The 21964-nt window shown below is 64.9% G+C and carries 19 protein-coding genes and 1 pseudogene; 14 read left to right on the top strand and 6 right to left on the bottom strand.

Features of this window, described 5'->3' with window-relative positions:
• Both NUH86_RS19520 and NUH86_RS19525 read right to left on the bottom strand, forming a co-directional pair.
• A complete protein-coding gene (locus NUH86_RS19520) occupies positions 1–990 on the bottom strand; it encodes an ABC transporter substrate-binding protein (RefSeq protein WP_267252968.1) in 990 nt (329 codons plus the stop codon).
• Complete coding sequence (locus NUH86_RS19525; RefSeq protein WP_267252969.1) at positions 980–1114, bottom strand: hypothetical protein; 135 nt, start codon at positions 1112–1114, stop codon at positions 980–982. The genes NUH86_RS19520 and NUH86_RS19525 overlap by 11 nt, the downstream gene beginning before the upstream one ends.
• Before the next feature lie 171 nt (positions 1115–1285).
• On the opposite strand from NUH86_RS19525, the gene NUH86_RS19530 reads away from it, so the two are divergent.
• The 3 genes and pseudogenes from NUH86_RS19530 to NUH86_RS24900 all read left to right on the top strand — a co-directional run.
• The gene (locus NUH86_RS19530) at positions 1286–1675 is read left to right on the top strand and encodes a nuclear transport factor 2 family protein (RefSeq protein ID WP_267252970.1); all 390 of its coding nucleotides are present in this window, start codon (positions 1286–1288) and stop codon (positions 1673–1675) included.
• A 96-nt stretch (positions 1676–1771) separates the two neighbouring features.
• Complete coding sequence (locus NUH86_RS19535) at positions 1772–3808, top strand: M3 family metallopeptidase (RefSeq protein WP_267253008.1); 2037 nt, start codon at positions 1772–1774, stop codon at positions 3806–3808.
• Positions 3809–3893: 85 nt separating this feature from the next.
• Positions 3894–4121, top strand: a pseudogene (locus NUH86_RS24900) (LytTR family DNA-binding domain-containing protein); the annotation flags it as partial.
• A 111-nt stretch (positions 4122–4232) separates the two neighbouring features.
• Here the strand turns inward: NUH86_RS24900 and NUH86_RS19540 are convergent.
• The 3 genes from NUH86_RS19540 to NUH86_RS19550 form a co-directional block, all read right to left on the bottom strand.
• Positions 4233–5522 (bottom strand): MFS transporter, encoded by a 1290-nt coding sequence (locus tag NUH86_RS19540; protein WP_267252971.1) that lies wholly within the window; start codon positions 5520–5522, stop codon positions 4233–4235.
• Between the two features lie 133 nt (positions 5523–5655).
• Positions 5656–7770 carry a putative bifunctional diguanylate cyclase/phosphodiesterase gene (locus NUH86_RS19545; RefSeq protein ID WP_267252972.1) on the bottom strand — a complete coding sequence of 705 codons (2115 nt, stop codon included), beginning with the start codon at positions 7768–7770 and terminating at the stop codon, positions 5656–5658.
• A 166-nt stretch (positions 7771–7936) separates the two neighbouring features.
• Positions 7937–10075 (bottom strand): TonB-dependent receptor, encoded by a 2139-nt coding sequence (locus NUH86_RS19550; RefSeq protein WP_267252973.1) that lies wholly within the window; start codon positions 10073–10075, stop codon positions 7937–7939.
• 269 nt (positions 10076–10344) lie between these two features.
• Here NUH86_RS19550 and NUH86_RS19555 point away from each other — a divergent pair, with 269 nt between their 5' ends.
• From NUH86_RS19555 to NUH86_RS19580, 6 genes are all read left to right on the top strand, one after another.
• On the top strand, positions 10345–10893 hold the full coding sequence (locus NUH86_RS19555) for a hypothetical protein (RefSeq protein ID WP_267252974.1): 549 nt from the start codon (positions 10345–10347) through the stop codon (positions 10891–10893).
• A gap of 119 nt (positions 10894–11012) precedes the next feature.
• A complete protein-coding gene (locus NUH86_RS19560; protein ID WP_267252975.1) occupies positions 11013–11804 on the top strand; it encodes an acyl-homoserine-lactone synthase in 792 nt (263 codons plus the stop codon).
• A complete protein-coding gene (locus NUH86_RS19565) occupies positions 11804–12112 on the top strand; it encodes an acyl carrier protein (RefSeq protein WP_267252976.1) in 309 nt (102 codons plus the stop codon). Before NUH86_RS19560 ends, NUH86_RS19565 begins: the two co-directional genes overlap by 1 nt.
• Positions 12109–12975 carry an SAM-dependent methyltransferase gene (locus NUH86_RS19570; RefSeq protein ID WP_267252977.1) on the top strand — a complete coding sequence of 289 codons (867 nt, stop codon included), beginning with the start codon at positions 12109–12111 and terminating at the stop codon, positions 12973–12975. The genes NUH86_RS19565 and NUH86_RS19570 overlap by 4 nt, the downstream gene beginning before the upstream one ends.
• A 24-nt stretch (positions 12976–12999) precedes the next feature.
• On the top strand, positions 13000–14760 hold the full coding sequence (locus NUH86_RS19575) for a fatty acyl-AMP ligase (RefSeq protein ID WP_267252978.1): 1761 nt from the start codon (positions 13000–13002) through the stop codon (positions 14758–14760).
• A gap of 131 nt (positions 14761–14891) precedes the next feature.
• The gene (locus NUH86_RS19580; RefSeq protein ID WP_267252979.1) at positions 14892–15473 is read left to right on the top strand and encodes a hypothetical protein; all 582 of its coding nucleotides are present in this window, start codon (positions 14892–14894) and stop codon (positions 15471–15473) included.
• Between the two features lie 9 nt (positions 15474–15482).
• On the opposite strand, the gene NUH86_RS19585 is transcribed toward NUH86_RS19580, so the two are convergent.
• Entirely contained in the window at positions 15483–16385 is a 903-nt protein-coding gene (locus NUH86_RS19585) for a LysR family transcriptional regulator (RefSeq protein ID WP_267252980.1), read from the bottom strand.
• A gap of 84 nt (positions 16386–16469) precedes the next feature.
• On the opposite strand from NUH86_RS19585, the gene NUH86_RS19590 reads away from it, so the two are divergent.
• From NUH86_RS19590 to NUH86_RS19610, 5 genes are all read left to right on the top strand, one after another.
• A complete protein-coding gene (locus NUH86_RS19590; protein ID WP_267252981.1) occupies positions 16470–17180 on the top strand; it encodes a CoA transferase subunit A in 711 nt (236 codons plus the stop codon).
• The gene (locus NUH86_RS19595; protein ID WP_267253009.1) at positions 17180–17860 is read left to right on the top strand and encodes a CoA transferase subunit B; all 681 of its coding nucleotides are present in this window, start codon (positions 17180–17182) and stop codon (positions 17858–17860) included. The genes NUH86_RS19590 and NUH86_RS19595 overlap by 1 nt, the downstream gene beginning before the upstream one ends.
• 141 nt (positions 17861–18001) lie before the next feature.
• Entirely contained in the window at positions 18002–18787 is a 786-nt protein-coding gene (locus NUH86_RS19600; RefSeq protein ID WP_267252982.1) for a tetratricopeptide repeat protein, read from the top strand.
• Positions 18784–21585 (top strand): response regulator, encoded by a 2802-nt coding sequence (locus tag NUH86_RS19605; RefSeq protein WP_267252983.1) that lies wholly within the window; start codon positions 18784–18786, stop codon positions 21583–21585. The genes NUH86_RS19600 and NUH86_RS19605 overlap by 4 nt, the downstream gene beginning before the upstream one ends.
• Positions 21582–21959, top strand: coding sequence for an Hpt domain-containing protein (locus NUH86_RS19610; protein WP_267252984.1), 378 nt, complete (start codon positions 21582–21584; stop codon positions 21957–21959). The genes NUH86_RS19605 and NUH86_RS19610 overlap by 4 nt, the downstream gene beginning before the upstream one ends.
• Positions 21960–21964 lie beyond the last annotated feature (5 nt).

The raw sequence follows: 21964 nt of genomic DNA on the forward strand, positions 1-21964 counted from the left end.
TCAGCCTCTTTTCGGTATAGAATCGTTGAACCGCTTGTCCCAGAGGGGACGGACATCGACAGCCTTGGGCAACAGCTTCTGCCCGAAAAACAGGTCCGCCACCTGCTGTTGGGAAGCAATGGCCGCATCGGTTACGGGGCGCAGTTCATAGGTGGCGCTCTTGCGCCGGAACTGATCCGTCACATAATCGAGCGGCACCCCGATATCCTGGGCGACGATTTTCGCCCATTCGTCCTGATAAGCCGCCGCCCACCCATAGGCCTGTTGCGCCAGCCCCAGATATTCGCGGAGGATTTCGGATAATTCGGGGTCCGCCAGCGCGTCGACATGGGCGGCGACCAGATAATTGCCCGACAATATGCCGTATGCGGTGCGCAATATCCGCGCCCCTTCGGTCGCGATTGCCCGTTGGATCGGGAAGCCGTAGATCGCCCACGCATCCAACGCGCCTTGGGAAAAGGCGGCGGCCCCATCGGACACGCCCATGGCGACCGGCGTGATGTCATCCCAGCCCAGGCCTCCTTCCTCCAGCATCCGGATCAGGAAATATTGCGAGGTGGTGGCCCGCACATAACCCACCCTTTTGCCCTTGAGATCGGCGATGGAGCGGGCCTTGGACCCCTTGGGCACCAGGACCACCTGATTGTTGACGTCGCCATTGGCCACGGCGATCTGCCGGAAGCTCTGAATCGTGGAGGCTGCGGCGAAGATCGGCGGAATCTCGCTCATGCCGCCATAATCGAGCGAACCGCCGTTCAGCGCTTCCACTACCAGATGGCCTGACTGAAACTCGCTATAGTGAATATCGAAATTCCTCGGCGCGATCCCCGCCGCCTTGAACAGCAGCCGCGAATCCCCTTCGCCCTTGCCGGTTATCGAAACACGCAGCCGGGGGCGCGAACCGCCGCCAGCGCCGCAGCCCGACAGCAGCAGGCCGGACGCCGCGCCCGCCGCCATGAAAGCGCGCCGCGACCAGTCGTTAGCGACCACCGGCGCTTTCCCGCTGGCTTGCCGTCCGCTCGAACAGGATCACGTTGGGATCGCGGAGGAATTCCTGGCGGGCGGCGGCGCGGAAGCGGTGCCAATGAATGATTAGGAGAGGTAACAGAGACATTTTCGTCCTTCCGGGATCGATTTCCTATTTATCTATTTTATCGGTAGAGATAAGTCTCACAAGCAATGCTGAACCCACTATTAGAAATGCTTGACCGATGCTGAGGGTCGATCATGCGCTGAAACAAGTTCAGCATGACGGTTTGAGGAAATGGCTCTAGCTATTCGGTCCATGACGACATCCCCCGACCTTGCCATTCGCCTGCGCCGCGCCGATTTCAACCGTGCCCTGGCGGAGGCGGACCTGAACGCCATCGCGCCGCTGCTGGCGCTCCACGCCGTTCTCGTCACCGGATCGGACAGCGCCGTCATTTCGGGGCGGAAGGCGCAGCTCCAGGCATGGAAGCGGGAATTCGGCGCGAGCGAGCGCATCGTCTATAGCCGGACGCCGGAAAGCATCGTCGCGTCCACGGTGGAACCCATCGCGATGGAACACGGACGATGGCAGGGCGTGGCCGCCGGGTCGGACCAGCCCCTCGCATCGGGAAGCTATAGCGCCAAATGGCGGCGGGTAGGCGTGGATTGGATCATCGAGGCGGAAATCTATCTGACGCTCGCCTGATTTGCGCGTTGGTCGGAAATGCTTGAACAGCCGCCCGTCAGCGCCCAATTAGAAGCTGTTCCTTTCCCATTTCAGACCTGCGAATTGCGAGTGATGATGACGACCGCCAACCCCCTTCTTGCCGATCACGACCTGCCCGATTTCGCGGCGATTCAACCCGCGCACGTCGTCCCCGCGATGGAAGAGGCGATCGCCGCCCATCGCGCCGCCGTCGAAAGCATCACCGCCAGCGGAAAGGACGATTTCGACGCGGTCATCCTGGCCGCCGAACGGGCCGATTTCCTGCTGTCGCGGGTCTGGTCGCCGGTGGGGCATCTCGCCTCCGTGGCCGACACGCCCGAATTGCGGGAGGCGCATGCCGCCGCCCAGGCGCTGATGACCGCCTATCTGATGGAGGCGGGGCAAAACCGCGCCCATCATGACGCCGTGGCCCGGCTGGCCGCCCGTCCCGATTTCGCTGCCCTGCCCGCTGCCGCCAGACGCGCCGTCGATCTGGCGCTGCGTGGTTTCCATCTGGCGGGCGTCGCGCTGGAGGGCGAGGCGCGGCAGCGCTTCCTGGACATCGGCGTGGGCTTGAGCGACCTCAGCACCAAATTCGGCAATGCCGTGCTCGACGCGACGGAGGCGTGGAGCGAACATATCACCGACGAAGCGGCGCTGGCCGGGGTTTCGGAAAGCGACAAGGCGATCCTGGCGGCCTATGCGCAGGAAAAGGGCCTGCCCGGCTGGCTGATCACGCTGCGCCAGCCGAGCGTGCTGGCGATCCTCTATCATGCGCAGGACCGCGCGCTGCGGGAGCGTGTCTATCGCGCCTACAACAGCCGCGCCTCCGATCAGGCTGACGACAAGAGCCACGACAATAGCGAGCGGATCGACGCGATCATGGCGTTGCGGCATGAGGCCGCGCAGATATTGGGCTTTGCCGATTCCGCCGCTCATTCGCTGGAGACCAAGATGGCCGCCGACGCCGATGAGGCGCTGGCCTTCCTGGCCGACCTCGCCCGCCGGGCGCGGCCGGTGGGGGAAGGCGAGCTGGCGGAGGCCCGCGCCTTCGCGGCCGAGCATCTGGGGCTGGACGATGTGCAGCCGTGGGATCTTTCCTATGTGGCCGAAGCGATGCGCCGCACCCTGCACGGCGTGGATCAGGAGGCGTTGAAGGCCTATTTCCCCCTGCCCCGCGTGCTGGCGGGGACGCAGGCGCTGATCGAACGGCTGTTCGACGTCCGCCTGGCCGCTCGCGAAGGCGTGTCGACATGGCATCCGGACGTGCTGTTCTACGACGTGCTGGATGCGGGCGGCGCGGTGGTGGCGGGCGTCTATCTCGACCTGTTCGCGCGGGCGGGCAAAAGGGGCGGCGCGTGGATGGACGTTTGTCGGTCCCGCTTCCGCGACGCCGATCGGCTGCATCTGCCCATCGCCTATCTCACCACCAATTTCGCGCCGCCCGCGGGCGACCGGCCTTCGCTGGCAACGCATAATGACGTGGTGACGCTGTTCCACGAATTCGGCCATGTGCTGCATCACCTGCTGACGGAGGTCGACCTGCCGTCCATCGGGGGCATCAGCGGGGTGGAATGGGATGCGGTGGAACTGCCCAGCCAGTTCATGGAGAATTTCGCCTGGGATCGGGACACGCTGATCGGGCTGTCCGGCCATGTCGAGAGCGGGGAGCCGTTGCCGGAGGCGATGTTCGACCGGCTGCTGGCGGCGCGTCAGTTCCAGGCGGGCCTCGCCATATTGCGCCAGATCGAGTTCGCGACCTTCGATTTGCTGTTGCATCGGGACTATGATCCGGCGAAGGGCGCGCGGGTCGATGCGGTGCTGGATCAGGTGCGCAAGGCGGTCGCCGTGATTCAACCGCCCGCCTGGAACCGCTTTGCCCATGCGTTCAGCCATATTTTCGCGGGCGGCTATGCGGCGGGCTATTATTCCTATTTGTGGGCGGAACTGCTGTCGGCCGATGCGTTCGAGATTTTCGCCCATGGCGACATAGCGGGCGGCGGCGCGACCGCTTTCCGGCGCGAGATCCTCGCGGCGGGGGCGAGCCGCCCCGCCGCCGAGAATTTCCGCGCCTTTGCCGGGCGCGGCCCGGAGGTCGACGCCTTGTTGCGAATGCGGGGACTGGCTGCCTAGAGCGATTTCCAGTCAGATGGCATCATCTGACGTTTAAGAAATCGCGGTAAAACAACGGAATAGAGCGCATCTGCGGCATGCGATATTGTGCCTGCAGGTAGAGGATCATTATGTCCGGGTGCACGGCGTCGACGGCAGCGCGATGGTGCTGATCCGGTTCAGCGACGCGATACGCGGAATGACCCACCTTGCCGGGTCGCAGGTGCATCGTAGCTGGTGGGTGGCCAATGACGCGGTCCGAACGCTGCGCCGCACGAGCCGTACCGCGCAGCTCACCCTTTCGAACGAAATGATCGTGCCGGTATCCCAGCCCTATGTCGCCGACGCGGTGAGCCGCTGGGGGCGCGCTGCAATCCGCCATCTGAAATGCGAACTCAGCCGTCAGTCTTCTTTCCCTGGGGCATCCATTCTTCTCCTCATCCGGTCAGGCGAGGGCGAAGGCCTTGCTCCGCCCGCGATTGATCAGCAGCACCATTCCCGCCCCGATCAGGCACAATATCCCCGCCGCGACGAAGGCGGGCATATAGCTTTGCCAGATCGTGCGGGAAAGGCCGCCCGCCAGCGCCGCGCTGGCCGCGCCGAGCTGATGCCCGGCGAAGATCCAGCCGAACACGACATTGGCCCGTTCCGGCCCGAAGCGCTGCGCCGTCAGCTTGACCGTCGGCGGCACGGTGGCCACCCAGTCCAGGCCATAGAATATCGCGAACACCGACAGGCTGTAGAGCGAGAAATCGCTGAACGGCAGGTAGAGCAGCGACAGCCCGCGCAGCCCATAATACCAGAATAGCAGCCAGCGATTGTCGAACCGGTCCGACAGCCAGCCGGAAGCCAGCGTGCCCACGAAATCGAACAGGCCCATCATCGCCAGCATCGACGCCGCGCCCACCGCCGCCAGCCCATAATCGCCGCAAAGCGGGATGAAATGGGTCTGGACCAGCCCGTTGGTGCTGGCGCCGCAGATGTAGAAGGAGAAGAACAATATCCAGAAGCTGGGCACCCGCGCCGCATCGGCCAATATGCGGAGCGGCGTCATCAGCAGCGCGCCGAAACCGGCGGGCTGCGGCGGGGTGGGATGCACTTCCCTGTCGCCATATGGCGGCAGGCCGACATCGGACGGGCGGTCGCGCATCAGCAGCAGCACGACCATGGCCGCCAGCAGGATCGCGCCGCACATCAGCAGGACCGAGGCGCGCCAGCCGAAACGCTCCGTCAGGCCGGCGAGCAGCGGCAGGAAGGCCAGTTGGCCCGTGGCGGTGCTGGCCGACAGCAGACCCACCACCAGGCCGCGCCGGTGCGAAAACCAGCGGGTGGCGACGGTGGCGCCCAGCACCATGGCGGTCAGGCCCGTGCCGATGCCGATGACGACGCCCCAGAGCAGCACGAGTTGCCACAGTTCCGTCATGCCCGTGGACAGCAGCAGGCCGCCGACGATGATCGACAGCGAGATCAGCATCATCCGCCGCACGCCGAACCGGTTCATGAAGGCGGCCGCGAACGGCCCCATCCCGCCGAAGAGCAGGAAACGGATGGCCAGCGCCCCCGAAATATCCGCCGCGCTCCAGCCATATTCCTTTTGCAGGGGTGCGATGAACACGCCCGGCGCGCCCACGGCCCCCGCGACGACTAGCATAGTCAGGAAAGTGGCGGCCAGCACCGCCCAGCCATAATGAATATGCCGCGCGCCCATATGGCGAGCGAGGGTCGCTGACAACATGAAGGCCCCTGTCCCGGACGATTGCCGGGCGTTAGATGATGTTCGTCATGACAAGGTCAAGGGGCCAGTTGGCGCAATCTGGATATGAAGGGCCGTCGGCGATCCGGTCAGGCGCCGATGTCCCCGCCCCCTTTCAGGCGGTCAGCCAGTCCGGTCGACCTTCGCCTCGCGTTCCGCGCAAGGGCCATGATGCCGGGCGGCGGTTGAGGGAGACGACGGCGCTGTTCTCGTTCCAGCTATGGATCAGCGCCGGAATATTCTCCGAAGGGGTGGGCCTGCCGAAGTAAAATCCCTGGGCATAATCGCAGCCCATTTCCTTGAGCTTGATCGACTGGTCCGCTTCCTCGACGCCTTCGGCCACGACCTTCATGTTGAGCGCGCGTCCCAGCGTGATCAGCGCGGACACGATGGCGGCGTCGCTTTCCCGCGCCGTCACGCCGCTGACGAAGGAGCGGTCGATCTTCAGCGTGCTGACCGGCAGGGACCGCAGGTGGGACAGGGACGCGAAGCCGGTCCCGAAATCGTCCAGCGCCAGGGGGATGTGGCAGCGGTGCAGTTCGTCGATGGACCGGCGGACGGTGTCCGATCCCGCGCCCAGGAAGACGCCTTCGGTAATCTCTATCTCGATCGCGTCCGGCTGTATGGAGAAGCGGTCCATCGTCTCGATCAGGCGTCCGGCGAACCGTTCCCGTCGCAGTTCGGCCGAAGACACGTTAATCGCGACATGCCCCACGGGCAGGCCGCGCGCGCGCCAGGCGGCCATGTCGGCGAACACCTGGCTGGTCATGGTCTGGCCGATCATGTCCGCCACGTCATGATCGTCGAACGCCGCATAGATTTCGGCGGGCGAGCGGATCGTGCCGCAACTGTCGCGCCAGCGCAGCAGCGCCTCGAACCCGACCAGTTCGCCGGTCTGCAACGACACTTTGGGCTGATAATAGCTGATGATCGTGCCGTCGCGCACGGCGGTCCTGGCCCGGTTGATCATGGCCACCCGCTCCTGCATGTCCTCCAGCAGGGACGGTTCGAACATCTGCATGCGCCCGCGGCCCAGCGACTTGGCGCGATAGAGCGCCAGGTCCGCATGGCGCAGCAGCTCCGTCGCGACGCGACCGTCGTCGGGGAAGGAGGCGACGCCGATGCTGACCCGGCATTCGAGCGACCGGCCCGCCGCGAAAAAGGTTTCGCGGATGGTGAGGATGCGGTTGGCCAGGGCCGCAAGCTGCTGCCGGTTTTCGACATCCTGGATCAATATGGCGAATTCGTCGCCGCCCAGGCGTGCCACCACCGCGTCGTCGGCAAAGATTTCCTTCAGGCGCGCGGCGAAGCTCTTCAACAGTTCGTCGCCGGCATGATGGCCCATCAGGTCATTGACGTCCTTGAAATTGTCGATGTCCAGCAGGAACACCCCGACCTTCCTGAAGCTGGTCATCGCGTCGGCCAGCGCCTTGTCCAGGCAGGCGTTGAACATCGCCCGGTTGGGCAGTTCCGTCAGCGAATCATGCTCGGCGTTCCAGCGTATCTGCTCTTCGATCAGCACGCTTTCGTGGATATCCTCGGTATAGCCGTACCAGCGGATGATATGGCCGTCCTCGTCCCGCCGGGGATAGGCCTGCGCCCGCATCCAGCGATATTGGTCGTTGACCATCAGCCGGACGCGCACGTCGAAGGGTTCGCCGCTGGTCAGCGAATGGCCGATGCGCTGGGTCAGCGGCCCGATATCGTCCGGATGCGTCGTCGCAAGCCAGCCATTGCCCTCCGCCTCCTCCCTTTCCAGACCGGAATTTTCCAGCCAGCGGTCGGTGAAGTCGATGATCCGGCCGTCCGGATCGGCGATCCAGGGAAGCTGCGGATTATATTCGACGATCAGGCGCAGATTTTCCATGCTGCGGCGCAGCCGGCCGATTTCCGCCTGCTCGCCCGTCAGGTCGACCATCACCATGTCGCCGGTCAGCCGTCCCGCCGCATCGCGCCGGGTCCGCGCGGCGACGCGCATGTTCTTCAGCGCGCCGTCGCCGTCTTCCAGGGTCAGCGTCGCTTCGCCCCCGCCCTCGCGCAGTGCGGCGCGGATGAGTTGGAACACCGGTTTGCGGAAGATCGGACGGACGCCGCGAAGCCAGCGGACCAGGGGCTGCGCATCGCGCAGCCCGAAATGGCGGGCGACCGGGTCGGGCCAGCACAGCCCCTCCCCGTCGACCGAGCAGCGCGAAACGCCCGCCGACGCCAGAAACTGCTGGTCGTCATCCATCGGGCCCTGCCTGCCTTGCAATTCGTCAGGTGACCGCGATGAAATCTGGTCCGTCATTCTACTCCTGCCAACCCCCGACGGGCCTTGCGAATGTTTCACCATCTGCCGGCTAAGATTTGATTAATGGCCGCATCCGCGACACGGGCAGATCCTTGGGAGCGCGGCATTAAAATGCTGCCGACAGGCTGACTCCATAGGTGCGGGGCGCCCCGTAGGCCGCCGTCCTGAACACCCCCAGCCCCGACCGGTCGTCGGCATAGGTCTTGTAGACCTTGTCGGTCAGATTCTGGACCCAGGCGGCGATGTCCCATTGCCCGTGCCGCAGGCCGAGGCGAAGATTCACCAGCGTGCGCGGATCGGATTTGAAGGCGTCGGAATTGGTCGGCTCGAAATAGACGGTCGAACGATGATCCACGTCCGCCCGGGCGAAGATGGTGCCGAAGCTCACGGGAACTTCATAATTGACCGCGCCATAGCCGGTGAAGTGGGGCGCCAACACCAGGTCGTTGCCGGTGCAGTCCGTGCGGTTGCTTCCGCCTGGAGGAATGAGCGATGCGGGGACGCCGCAATTGTCGAACCTCTTATAATGCGCGTCGAGGACGGCGGCATTCCCCTCCAGCCGCAGGCGGGACGATAGTTGCAGCGACAATTCGCCCTCCACACCCTCCACCCGCGCACGGCCCGCGTTGGTCAGCGCCAGCCCGCTGCCCAGCACCTGCGACACCTGCAGCCGGTCGTAATCGGTATGGAAGACCGCCAGGTTCAGCCGCAGCCGCTTGTCCAGCGTCAGCGCCTTGAAACCGATTTCGTAGCTGGTCGCCTTTTCCGGGCTGGCGTCCAGGCCGCCGAGCGAGGAGGCGAGGTCGACATTATAGGCCGCGCTCTTGAAACCGCGGGAGAAGCGCGCATAGACGTTGGCGTCCGGCGCGACCGCATAGGAAATGGTCGCGCTCGGCGACAGGTCGTCGTCGGTCGAGCGGCCGTCGAAGGTCAGGTTGGGGAAGCCCAGGAAGGTGAAAATGCCCGTGCCGCTGGCGTCGTCCTGCACGAAATGGGCGCGCTTCCTCTCGCGGGTGTAGCGCAGGCCCGCGGAGAGCGAGAGGCGATCGGTCAGTTCATAGTCGAGCCGCCCGAACAACGCGCCGCTCTCCGTCTTGACGCTCCCCTTCGTGGTCAGCATCGGTTCGCCCGGCACGCCCGTATTGGCGCCCAGCGCTATCCCCCGGTCCGTGCGCACCATCTGGTCGAAATAATAGACGCCCAGCAGGTAACGCAGCTTTCCGGCGCCACCGGACAGGCGCAGTTCCTGACTGAAGAAATGCGAATCGTCGCTGAAATTGTCCGCCGCGACGAAATCGACCTGCTCCTGGTCGTCGTCCAGCGCCGCATTGTAGGAAGAGTCGCGATAGGCGGTGATGGACGTCAGCGTGACCGCGTCCGACGTCCATTCCGCCGTCAGCGATACGCCCTGGCTGTCGCGGTGGAGCCGGTTGGGCCGGTTGTTGTTGACGTGCAGCGGTTCCCTGGACGGGAAATCGGCGGGATAACCGGCCAGCGCATCCGCCTGGAAGAAGGCGGGCGTGCCCCGGTCGCGCAACCCCTCCCAACGGGCGATGAAGGACAGTTGGTCGGTCGGCGCATATTTGGCCGACAGGCGCCAGGTCAGCAGATCGGTCGACCCGGCATCCTTGCCGCCCGACAGATGCTTGTAGAAACCATCCTGCCGGGCATAGGCGACCGCGCCGCGCACCGACACCCGGTCATTCAGGCGCATGCCCAGCACGCCTTCCGCCCGGCGATAGTCGTAATTGCCCGCGTCCAGCCGGAAGGAGGCTCCCGGATCGGCGTCGGGCTGTTTGGTCTGGACGTTGACCACGCCGGCAATGGTGTTCTTGCCATATTCGGTGCCCTGCGGGCCGCGCGCGATCTCCACCCGGTCGACGTCCAGCAGATGCTGGACGAAATTTTCAGGACGGCCGATATAAACCCCGTCCACATAGATGCCGACGCCCGTTTCCAGCCCGATATTGCGGACCAGCGTGGAAATGCCACGAATCGAGATCTGGCCCTGCAACTGGCCGGCGATGCCGCCGCTGATGTCGACATTGGGCGCCATGCGGGTCAGGTCCGTAAGGGTCTGCAAACCTGCCGCGACGATCGTATCGCCCGAAATGCTGGTGACGGCCAGGGGCGCCTTCAGCAGCGATTCCGGCACCTTGCGCGCCGTCACCGTAATGTCCGCGCGGGAATCCCCGTCATCCCGGACTTCCGCCCAGGCCGTGCCCCCCGATGCCAGCCCCGCCATCGCGCCCATCGTCGCGGATGCCAGAAGCGTTCTTTTCCAATGCCTATAACCTAAACTAATCATCACCCACGAAACCCGTTATTTTTGTTGATGCGCCCTATGTAGGGGCGTTTGGTAAACTGCTGGTTAAACGCTTGGTGGTACCGGCTCCGGAACGGAGCAGCTTCGCCCCGGCCAGACCGAGGAAAGACGGGTCGCCGGAGCATCTGCTTAACCCCGTTTTAAGACCTCACGCGGCATGACGGCAGAATGATGCCGCGTGAGGAACCATGAGCGAATATATCCCCAGCACACAGCTTCGCGCCGGAAGTTCGACCACCGCCGCCGATTTCATCGCGGGCGTCGACGCCACGCTTACCATCGACAAGCTGGTGACACGCTTCAGCCAGGCACTGGGCCTTCAGGCCGCCAGCCATGCCTGTTACGCGGTCGAGGGCGACAGCCGGCGCTTCCTCTTCGGCGAAACCGGCTGGTCCGGGCCGGTCGCGCAGCCGGAAATCCTGCCCCGGCTGTGCTTTTCCATCATCGGTTGGGACGAGAAGCACTATGAGGTCGAAATCCGGCTGCTGAGCATGCTGGAAAGCCGGGAGGAGCGCGCGAACCTGCACGCCATGGCCACGCTGTACCTGTGCCGGGGCATCGCCCTGCTGGATGCGCGGGACGACGCGACCGCCCCTTCCCTCACCGAAACAGAGCTTTTCTGCCTGGACCGGCGGCGGGAGGGTTGGTGCGATCTGGACATTGCAGACGCGCTGGAGCGGTCGGTTCAGGCCGTGAAGGTGCATATCCAGCGCGCCCAGGGCAAGCAGCGCGCCTGAACGCCCTTGGCCGATTGGATTTTTTGCCGCGCCGATCGATTGCGCGCCGCAACTTTCCGATGACCTCCCCTTAATAATATGCTAACGGCCGAACCGTTGCATGCGGGAGACGAACGGATTTGATACATCTGATTTCGAAGAACAATTCCGCACTTTACCAGGACGAGATCAGAGATTTGCACCAAGCCCGCGCGGAGGTGTTCGTCAACCAGCTGGGCTGGGATCTCCGGGTCAGTGACGGGTTGGAATATGACGAATATGATGATGCGCGCGCGAGCAACATCATAGGCTTTTCGACCGAGAATCGGGTCGTCATGGGGCTGCGTTTCCGGCCCACTGACGATTGCTCGATGCTGCTCGACCATTTTTCGCACGTCCTGCCGGCGGGCATCCGCCCCATCGACGACGGGCGCACCTGGGAATTAAGCCGGGGCTTTTGCGTCGAACGGGGCATGCGGCGCCACAATCTGCGGCGGAAGGCCGCGTGCATGATCGCGCCGCTGGAACTGGCCCTGGAGGCCGGGATCGACCGTTGCGTCGGCTTTACCGACGTGCGCATGCTCAGCTTCTGCTATGGCGTCGGCTGGAAGCTGACGCTGCTCGGCTCCGCCATGGACTATGGCCAGGGCGAGGCTGTCGCCTATGAGGTGGAGGTGTCGCAGGCGGCGCTGGACGAAATGCGGCAGATGTGGGGCCTGCCCAGGCCGTCGCACGTCACCGTCGACGACCTTCTGCCGGGGGAGGAAAGCGCGCATGTCGCGGCGGCCCGGATGGCCCGCGACAATCCGGAACTGCAAAAGATCGCCGCCCAGCCGGAGATCGGTTCCAGCGCACAACCGTCCGCCGCTGGGCGGACAGACGTTTATTATAGCGGATTCGGGACAACCCGACAGGCTGCAGGGGGACATTGATGAATTCCGATTCTATTCGACAGGCACCGGCGGAAGAGATTGAAAGCTGGATCGTCGCGCGTATCGCTGAAATGGTGAATGTGGCGCCTGCCGCCATTTCCGCCGATGCGCCGTTCGACAGTTTCGGCATCGATTCCGCCAAGGCGATCTCGCTGATGGTGGAACTGGAGAATTGGCTCAACCTGCCCGACGAACTGCCGCTGGAACTGCTGTTCGAGGCGGAGGCGATCCGCGACGCGGCGGCGGGCATCGCCGAAGCGGTCGCGGACATGGCGGCGGCCCAGGCAGAGGGATCGGCAGCGCGATGATGCAGGACGAACTGATCGAATATGGCGGCTCGGCCGCCGCCATCCGCCACCATTATGACGTCGGCAACGATTTCTATTCGGCGTGGCTGGACCCGACCATGACCTATTCCAGCGCCATGTGGGACGGGCTGCCCAAGGACGCGCCGCTGGAAGAGGCGCAGCGGCGCAAGCTAGCCTATCATGCGGAGTCGGTCGGCGCGGCCGAGGGCATGAGGATATTGGACGTCGGCTGCGGCTGGGGCGGCATGATGCGCAACCTGCGCAACAGCTATGGCGTCGCCGAATGCGTCGGACTGACGCTGAGCGAGGAACAACTCGCCTATATCGAGCAGTTGGGCGATCCGGGCATCGGCGCGGTCCTTTCCAACTGGCACGACTATCGCCCCGACAGGCCGTTCGACGCGATCATCTCCGTCGGCGCGTTCGAGCATTTCGCCCATCCGCAGCAGAGCGTGGACGAGCGCCGGGGCGTGTATCGCGAATTCTTCCAGGCATGCCGCGACTGGACGGCGGGCAAGGGGCGGTTGTCGTTGCAGACCATCGCCTATGGCAAGATGTCGCCGGAGGACGCCAATCCCTTCATTTCGAACGAGATATTCCCGGCGGCGGAATTGCCGACGCTGGAGGATATCGTGATCGCGTCCAAGGGGCTGTTCCGCATCGAAAGGCTGCGCGACGACGGGCTGGACTATGCGCGCACCTGCGAGATGTGGAGCAACAAGCTGCGCGGCGCGGTGCGGAGCGGCGTGGTCGATCCGGCTGTCCATCCGGTCGAGAAATATTCCCGCTATCTGCGCATGTCGGCCGCCGGTTTCCGCATGCGGAAGATCGGACTGCTCCGGATCGCCTTCGCCGCAGAATAATATAGATCGTCGGGTTCGCAACCAATGCAGATAGACTTTAGTCGATCGATAATCGACATCGTCCTTGACCATGAAAACGGCGTTCCGGATCGGCCCGCCCTGATATTCGACGTGGGCGAAGGGCCGCAGGACAGCCTTACCTATGCGCAGGTGGCCGCCAGGGTGAGGCAGCTTGCGGGCGCGCTGTCGGCGCGGGGGCTGGCCGGGCGGCAGATCGCCCTGTTATTCTCGGCAGGGACCGATTTCGCGCTCGCGCTGCTGGCCTGTCTGGCGGTGGGGGGCATCGCGGTTCCGCTGGCGCCGGTCGGGCGGCGGCGGGCGAGGCTTCAGAACATCCTGAACATGCTGGGGGATATCAGGCCCGATTGCGTCATGCTGGACGACAGCATGGCCGGGCAGTTCGGGCAGGAACTGTCGGCCACGCTTCCCGGCGCCGTCAGCTATCTGGAATTTTCCGGTCTGGCCGGGGAATCCCATCCCTTCACGCCGCTGCGGCTGGAAGCGGACCGGTTGGCCGTGCTCCAATACACGTCCGGCACCACATCGAACCCCAAGGGGGTGATGATCACCCATGGCAACATCATCGCCAACGAGACGATGATCAAGGCCGCCTTCTGCCACAGCCAGGATTCCCATTTCGTCGGCTGGGTGCCGCATTATCATGATCAGGGGCTGTTCGGTAACATATTGCAGCCGCTGTTTCTGGGGTCGACCTGCGTGATCACCTCGCCCGCCGCGTTCATCAACAAGCCGATGTCCTGGCTGCAACTCATCACCCGTTATCGCGCGCATACCAGCGGCGGGCCGAATTTCGGCTATGACCTGTGCGTCGATCATGCCACGCGCCGGGGCATGCCGGAACTGGACCTGTCGAGCTGGCGGGTCGCCTTCAACGGCGCGGAGAGGGTGCGGCCCAGCACGATGGACCGTTTCGCCGAATGTTTCGCCGATGCCGGATTCGACAGACGGGCCTTCCTGCCCTGCTATGGGCTGGCGGAATCGACGCTGGTGACCATCGCCGTGCCGCCGCAAAGCGAGCCGATGGTGCGGACCTATGACAGCCGCGCCCTGGCCGCCGGGCGGGCGGAGGAAAGCGCCGAGGGTATCGACCTGGCCTGCTGCGGTCCCGCCATGGCTGGCGGAGAGGCGCGGATCGTCGATCCCGGTACGGGCGAGCCGCTGCCCGACGGCGCGGTGGGCGAAATCTGGCTGCGGGGTCCGCATATCGCGGCCGGCTATCTGAACAATGCGGCGGCGACCGAGGAGACCTTCGGTGGGCGGCTGGATGAGGGCGGGCCGTTTCTGCGCACGGGCGATCTCGGCTTTTCCACGGCGGACGGCTTTTTCATCGTCAGCCGCCTGAAGGACGTCATCATCGTGCGCGGCCGCAATTACGCGCCGAGCGATGTCGAGCATATCTGGTCGGAAATTTCCGGGACCGTGGAACAGGCCAGCGCCGCCGCCGTGGAGATGGAGGTCGACGGCGTGCAGCACATCGCCCTGATCGCGGAATTGAAGCGGGACGAGGCCCGGAACCTCTCCGTCGAGACTTTGCGGGAAACCGCCGGGAAACTGCGCGCCATCGCCATGGAACGGCTGGAACTGGGCATCACCGATCTGGTGATGGTGCCCGCCAGCGCGATTCCCCGCACGACCAGCGGCAAGGTGCAGCGGAAACAGGCCGCCCGGCTGCTGATGGAAGGCGAACTCGCTGTCCTGGGCATGACGGGGCCGTTGGAGCACAATTTCAAGCCATTGCGGCAGAAGGCGACGGCTGGCGGCTGACCGCCCGTGCATGCGGCGCGATGCGGAAGGCGGACTCGTTCCTTGATGCCCCGGCCGGGGAAGCGTAAACTCTCGCTCGACCTTAACCGCATCTGGTGGAGGATCGCCCGATGATTCATGCGTCTTTGCCCATGCGCTGGACTCCAGCAATCTCTCTGCTGCTCGCGGCGACCGCCGGTCCGGCCTTCGCCCAGCAGATGATCCTGCCGGAGGGCATGGCCATCCAACTGGAGACGCGGCAGGCGCTTTCCTCCAAATCGGCGCGGGTCGGCGATGCGGTCGAACTGGCGGTGGCCAAGCCGGTGACGATCGGCGGCGTGACGCTCATCCCGGCGGGCAGTCCTGCGACGGGTACGGTCAGCCGGGTCAGGGACAATGGCCTGTTGGGCCGGTCCGGCAAGCTGGATATCAAGGTTAGCGCGATCAAGCTGGGCGGGATCGACGTGCCGGTGCGGGGTCAGCGCAACGCGCAGGGCAAATCCGGCACGCTGGGCGCGGTGGGCGCGGGCATCGTCTTCCTGCCGCTGGCGGTGATCATCCGGGGGAAGGACGTCAAATTGCCTGCGGGCACGCCGTTCGAGGTCTATGTCGACCGGGAGGTTTCGATTGGACCGGCCGTCCCTGCCGCGCCCGCCGCCGTCTCGTCCGATAGCCCCGCTGCAACGAGCGTCATAAGGACGATAGATCCCAATCAGGCCATCGGCGCGGAATGAGGTGCGCCGTCAGGCCGCGCCATCCGGCCCCAGGCGGAGCGCGCTGGCCCGGACGAATATCGCATGGATCACCGGATCGGTGTCGGAAATCCGCTTCGCCACGTGGAAATCGATGGGCGCGAGGGGCGGCATCCCCTCCAGTTCGACCAGCGCGCCGCTCGTCAGGTCGTCGCGGGCCATGGGTTCTGGAAAAATGCCGATGCCGCCGCCCGCCTTGGCGATGTCGATCATCATCCGGGCGTTGTTGCACAGGTTGAGCGACTGATGCGCGATCCGCGAAGCGGCGATGGCGTCGCGCATGCGCCCGTAGATCGGCGAATGGCTGGCCAGCGACCATATCGGGATCGTGCGGTCCAGCGCATCGCCATGGAAAGAAGCCGCGACGGCGGGGCTGGCCAGCCAGGCCAGGCGCACCGCCCCGATCGGACTCGACTGGAGCGAAGGGTGCGCCAGCGGCCCGGCCGCGAACGCGATGTCGGTGCGGCCGACCAGCAATTGCTGGATCAGATTGGCGGTCAGGTCGATTTCCAGTTCCAGGCTGACATGCGGCATATCCGCCTTCAATTGGGCGACGAAGGCAGGCAGGCAACTGGCGGCGGCAATTTCCCCGGCCCCGACGCGGACCACGCCGGTCGCTTCCTCCAACCCGCCGCAACGCAGCAACATGCTTTGCAGATCGCTCCAGAGCGGCCCGCAATCGCGGACAAGCTGGCGTCCGGCGGCGGTGAACGACATGGTCCGGCCCTCTCGGCGGAACAGGCGGGCGCCCAGATGGCCCTCCAACTCCCGCACGCGCGCGGAAATGGCGGGCTGCGTGGTGTTCAGCCGCTCCGCCGCGGCGGCGAAAGTGCCGAGCCGGTCGATCCAGAGCAGGGTCTCCAGATGGAAGAGGCCGATGCGATTGATAGACATTCATTTTGATTAGAGCAAAAAACAAATCATTAGAAATGATAAATTCCTTCCGCCAGAGTGGCGTTTCCAAGGAGAGGCGAGCTGATGGTCAAAAAGCTATATTCGGATGCCGCAAGTGCGTTGGAGGGATTGCTCTTCGACGGGATGCATCTGTGCGCGGGCGGTTTCGGGCTGTGCGGAATTCCGGAGCGGTTGATCGACGCGATCCGGGATTCGGGGGTCAGGGATTTGACCATCGCCTCCAACAATGCCGGGATCGACGGCGAGGGGCTGGGCAAGCTGCTGCGCACGCGGCAGGTGAAGAAGATGATCTCCAGCTATGTCGGCGAGAACAAGGAGTTCGAGCGGCAATATCTGGCGGGTGAACTGGAAGTGGAGTTCTGCCCCCAGGGCACGCTGGCCGAGCGGTGCCGGGCTGGCGGCGCGGGGATTCCGGGCTTCTATACCAAGACGGGCGTCGGGACCGCCGTGGCCGAGGGCAAGGAGGTCAAGAATTTCGACGGGCAGGATTATATCCTGGAACGCGGCATTTTTGCCGATGTGGCGATCATCAAGGGGTGGAAGGCCGATGAGAGCGGCAACCTGATCTTCCGCAAGACGGCGCGCAACTTCAACCAGCCCATGGCGACGGCGGCGAAGATCTGCGTGGCCGAAGTCGAGGAAGTGGTGCCGACCGGCAGCCTCGATCCCGACGCGATCCATCTGCCGGGCATCTATGTGAAGCGCATGATTGTCGGCGCGCCCTATGACAAGAAGATCGAATTCCGCACCGTTCGCCAGAGGGAGACCGCATGATGGCCCAGGAAACCAAAGGCCAGGAAACCAAAGGCCAGAAAACCAAAGGCTGGAGCCGTGATGAAATGGCTGCGCGGGCGGCGAAGGAGTTGCAGGACGGTTTCTACGTGAATCTGGGCATCGGCATTCCGACGCTGGTGGCGAACCATATTCCCGCGGGGGTGGAGGTGACGCTCCAGTCCGAGAACGGCATGCTGGGCATCGGCCCCTTCCCCTATGAGGGCGAGGAGGACGCCGACCTGATCAACGCGGGCAAGCAGACGATCAGCGAATTGCCGCAGTCGGTCTATTTCTCCAGCGCGGACAGCTTCGCGATGATCCGGGGCGGGCATATCGACCTGACCGTGCTGGGCGCGATGGAAGTGTCGGAAAATGGCGACATCGCCAACTGGATGATCCCCGGCAAGATGATCAAGGGCATGGGCGGCGCGATGGACCTGGTCGCGGGCGTCAAGAAGATCATCGTCGTCATGGAACATACGAGCAAGGATGGCAGCCCCAAGTTCATCCCCGCCTGCACTTTGCCGCTGACGGGCAGGAATGTGGTCGACATGATCATTACCGACCTGGCCGTGTTCCAGCGGCCCGACCATGACAGTCCGTTCAAGCTCATCGAATGCGCTCCGGGCGTGACGGCGGAGGAAATCGCCGCCAGGACGAGCGCGCATTATACGGTTTAGGGCCGTTCGACCGGGCTTGCCCTGTTCAAGTCGAACCATATTCCTGCAAAACGGCAAGCCTTCCGCCTCCATCTAGGTTAACATGCACTTCGCCCGTCCATGCCGGACTCGATCCGGCATGGGGGGCCGGAGAGGTGTCATATGTGGCGCCGGAGCAGAGAATGGGGCCTCGAAAGGCGGCGCGCGCGCGCGCTTGCCGCTGCGCCTTTCCCTTGTCCGCGCTGGGCGCTGTTCTGCTGCCTGCTTCTCTTCCCTTTTCCATGCCCGGCGGGACCGTTCGAGGACGCCGCCGCCGCCTATCGGCGCGGCGACTATGCCAATGCCATGCGCCTGTACCAGTCGCTGGCGGATGGCGGCGATCCGCGTGCGCAGAACAGCCTTGGCCGCATGTACCTGCGGGGCCAGGGCGCAGGCCGGGATTACAGGCAAGCGATGAAATGGTTCCGCCGGGCCGCGGCGCTGGGGGTGGCGGACGCCCAGTTCCATCTGGGCGAAATCTATCTGCGGGAATTCGGCGTCGAGCAGGATCTGGTGGAGGCGGCGCGATGGTATACCAGGGCCGCCGAACAGGGGCATATCGGCGCGCAATTCACCCTGGCGGTCCTCTACACGATAGGCCGGGGCGTCAGCAGGAGCCCGCTGAAGGCGGTCTATTGGTTCGAACGCGCCGCGTCCCAGGGCAATGCCGCGGCGCAGGTGCAGCTCGGAATCATCTATGGCGCGGGTCAGGGCGTGGCCCGCGATTCCGTGGCCGCCTATAAATGGTTCGCCCTGGGCCAGGCCAACGCCCGCGAGTCGAAGCTGCGCGCCAAGGCGAGCCAGAATATGAACCGCCTGTCGCGCGGCATGACCCCGGCGCAGATCGCCGAGGCGCAGCGCCAGGCCCGCGAATGGCAACCCGTTCCAGCACGGGGCGGCCAGTCATGAACAAACCCCCGCCCCTTTCCCCCGCCCCCCCTCTCTCGACGGCGAACGGACCCCGAAACTGGCTGAAGGGCGGCGTCAAATATGGGTTCGCCCTGATCGTCGGGATCGTCAGCCTGCTGCTGACGCTGGGCGTCTGGCAATGGCTTGTCCTGGGCCAAAGCCGGTCGACCGAAACCGAATTCAGCCTGGAGGCCGAGCAACGCGCAGAAGGCATCAAGCGGCAATTCTTCTCGGAAACCAGCGTGATCCGCGCCCTGCTGGGCTATTATCAGGCGTCGCAGGATGTCTCCCCGGAAGAGTTCAAGGCGTTTGCAAAAGTGTATCTGACCGGGCTGTCCAGCCTCGATTCCGTGCAATGGGCGCCCTATGTCCCCGGCGGAGAGCGCCGGGACTGGGAGGAAAAGGGCGCGGCTTTCCGGTTCACCCAGGTCGATGCCCATGGCGCGGCCGTCGGGGCGGATCGGCGCGGCAGCTATTTCCCGATCGTCTATGCGGAATCGGCCACGGGCGGCGCGCCGGAGACACTGGGTTTCGACTGGGGATCGGACCCGTTCGCGCGTGGGGCGATGCTGGCCGCCCGCGACAGCGGAGAGATCAACGCCGCCGCCCATATCCGCCTGCCGCGGATGGATGACGGCACGCCCCGCATCGCCCTGTTCGCCCCCGTCTATGACGGCGGGGAGCAGATCGCCGTGGATCAGCGCCGCAAGCATCTCAAAGGGTTCGTCGTCGCCGTGCTACGGATCGGCGACGTGATCCAGGGCGCGATCGACCTGATGCCCAGGAAGGGCGTCGACCTTTACCTGCTGGATTCCTCGGCCCCGGCGGCGCAGCGGGTGCTGCTGTCGATCATGGCGCCCGGCAGCAAGGCGAAGCGGCGGCCCGGCGCCGGTCCGGCCATGGATTCGGACCTGTTCCATTCCAGTTCGCTGGTTATCGGCAACAGCGTCTTCACCATCTACACCGCCGCGACCGACGCCTATGGCGACAAGCGGGGCGCGACCACGCCCACCATCGCGCTGGCGGGCGGCCTGGCCGTCACCCTGATCCTCTTCATCTACCTCGTCTCGCTCGCCAACCAGCGGGCGCGCACCGAACAGGTGGTGGCGCAGCGCACGGCGGAACTGCGCGGCGTCAACATGCGGCTGGAAGAACGGACGATCCAGTTGGAGGAATCCGAGACCGAATTGCGCGCCGCCAAGAACCGGGCGGAGGAAGCCACCCGCGCCAAGAGCCAGTTCCTGGCCAATATGAGTCATGAGATCCGCACCCCCATGAACGGCGTGATCGGCGCGGCGGAACTGTTGAACGACACAAGGCTGAATGCGTCCCAGCGCGAATATCTGACCATGATCACGCAATCGGCGGACGCGCTGCTGCATCTGATCAACGACATCCTCGACTTTTCGAAGATCGAGGCGGGGCGGCTGGAACTGGAGCATGTGGCCTTCAGCCTGCGCGACGAACTGGCCGACACGTTGCAGGCCTTTGCCGGGCGCGCGACCGAAAAGGGGATCGAACTGGCCTGTCATGTCGCGCTGGACGTGCCGGACGCGCTGGAGGGCGACCCCCACCGGCTGCGGCAGGTGATCATCAACCTGGTCGGCAATGCGTTGCGCTTCACCGAACGGGGTGAAGTGGTCATGGATGTCGCGATCCAGTGGATGGAGCAGCCGCAGATCCGGCTGCGCTTCGCGGTCAGCGACACCGGCCCCGGCATAGCGGCGGACAAGCGGCAACTGATCTTCGAGGCTTTTTCCCAGGCGGACACTTCCTTCACCCGCCGTTTCGGCGGCACCGGCCTTGGCCTCACCATCGCATCGCAACTGGTTCAGCTCATGGGCGGGCGGCTGGAACTGGACAGCGCGGTCGGCCGGGGCAGCGTCTTTCATTTCACCATTCCCTTCGCCCTGGCGCAGGGCGAACCGGCCCGCCTGCCCGCCGAACAGCCGTCGCTGCATGGCCTGCCCGTGCTGATCGTCGACGACAACGCCACCAACCGCCGCATATTGGAAGAGATGATCCGCGGCTGGGGCATGAAGCCGCTGGCGGTCGAGAGCGGCCCCAAGGCGCTGGCCGCGCTGCGCAACGCGGCAGGGATCGGCCGTCCGCTGCGGCTGGTGCTGCTGGACATGATGATGCCGGACATGGACGGATTTGCCGTCGCGAAGGAAATGGCGCGGAGCGGCGAAGCCCAGCGTCCGGCGGTGATCATGCTCTCCTCCGCGCGGAAGGACGAGGTGGCCCGGCGCAACTGGGCGACCGGCATCGCCGCCTTCCTGCTGAAGCCGGTGCGCCAGTCCGAATTGCTGGAGGCCATTTTTGCCGTGCTGAAGGTGACGGTGCGGGAAGAAACCGCCCTGCCCGAACCCGTGCCGGACGACCGGCCGTCGCTCCATGTGCTGGTGGCGGAGGACAATGCCGTCAACCAGCGTCTGGCGCTGCGCCTGCTGGAAAAGCGCGGGCATCGCGTGAAGATCGTCGGCGACGGCGCGCAGGCGGTGGAGGCGCTGGCCCAGGACCGTTTCGACGTGGTGCTGATGGATGTGCAGATGCCGGAAATGGACGGTTTCCAGGCAACCGCCGCCATTCGCGAACGGGAACGCGGCCAGGGGAAACATATGCCCATCATCGCCATGACGGCGCATGCGATGCGCGGCGACCGCGAACGATGCCTGGCGGCGGGGATGGACGACTATATCTCCAAACCACTGCGGGCGGAGGATTTCTACGAGGTTGTGGAGGGGCGGTTCGCCAGCGCGGCGAAGCCCCATAGCGAGGAAGGGTCCAGGCCATGAGCACGCTTCTTGATTGGACCAGGGCGCTTCAGAATGCCGATGGGGACGAGGGCCTGCTGATCGAACTGGCGGGCGTCTTCATCGACGAATGTCCGGAGATGATGCGGCAGGTCCGCGCCGCCATCGACCGCAGGGACGCGCGGGAGCTTCGGCGCACCGCGCACAGCCTGAAGGGATCGGCGCATATCTTCGCCGCGTCGGAGGCGGGGGCAGCCGCCTTCCGCCTGGAGGAGATGGGCGCGGACGGCAATTTCCGCGATGTCGAGGACGGCTGGACCCTGCTGCGCTTCGAAGTCGAGGGCCTGCTGACCGAATTGATGGCGCGGGTGGGCGACCGCAATCCGGATGAGACCAAAAACACGCAAAAATCGTGAAATGG

The organism is Sphingobium sp. JS3065 (genome assembly GCF_026427355.1).
Classification (GTDB): Bacteria; Pseudomonadota; Alphaproteobacteria; order Sphingomonadales; family Sphingomonadaceae; genus Sphingobium.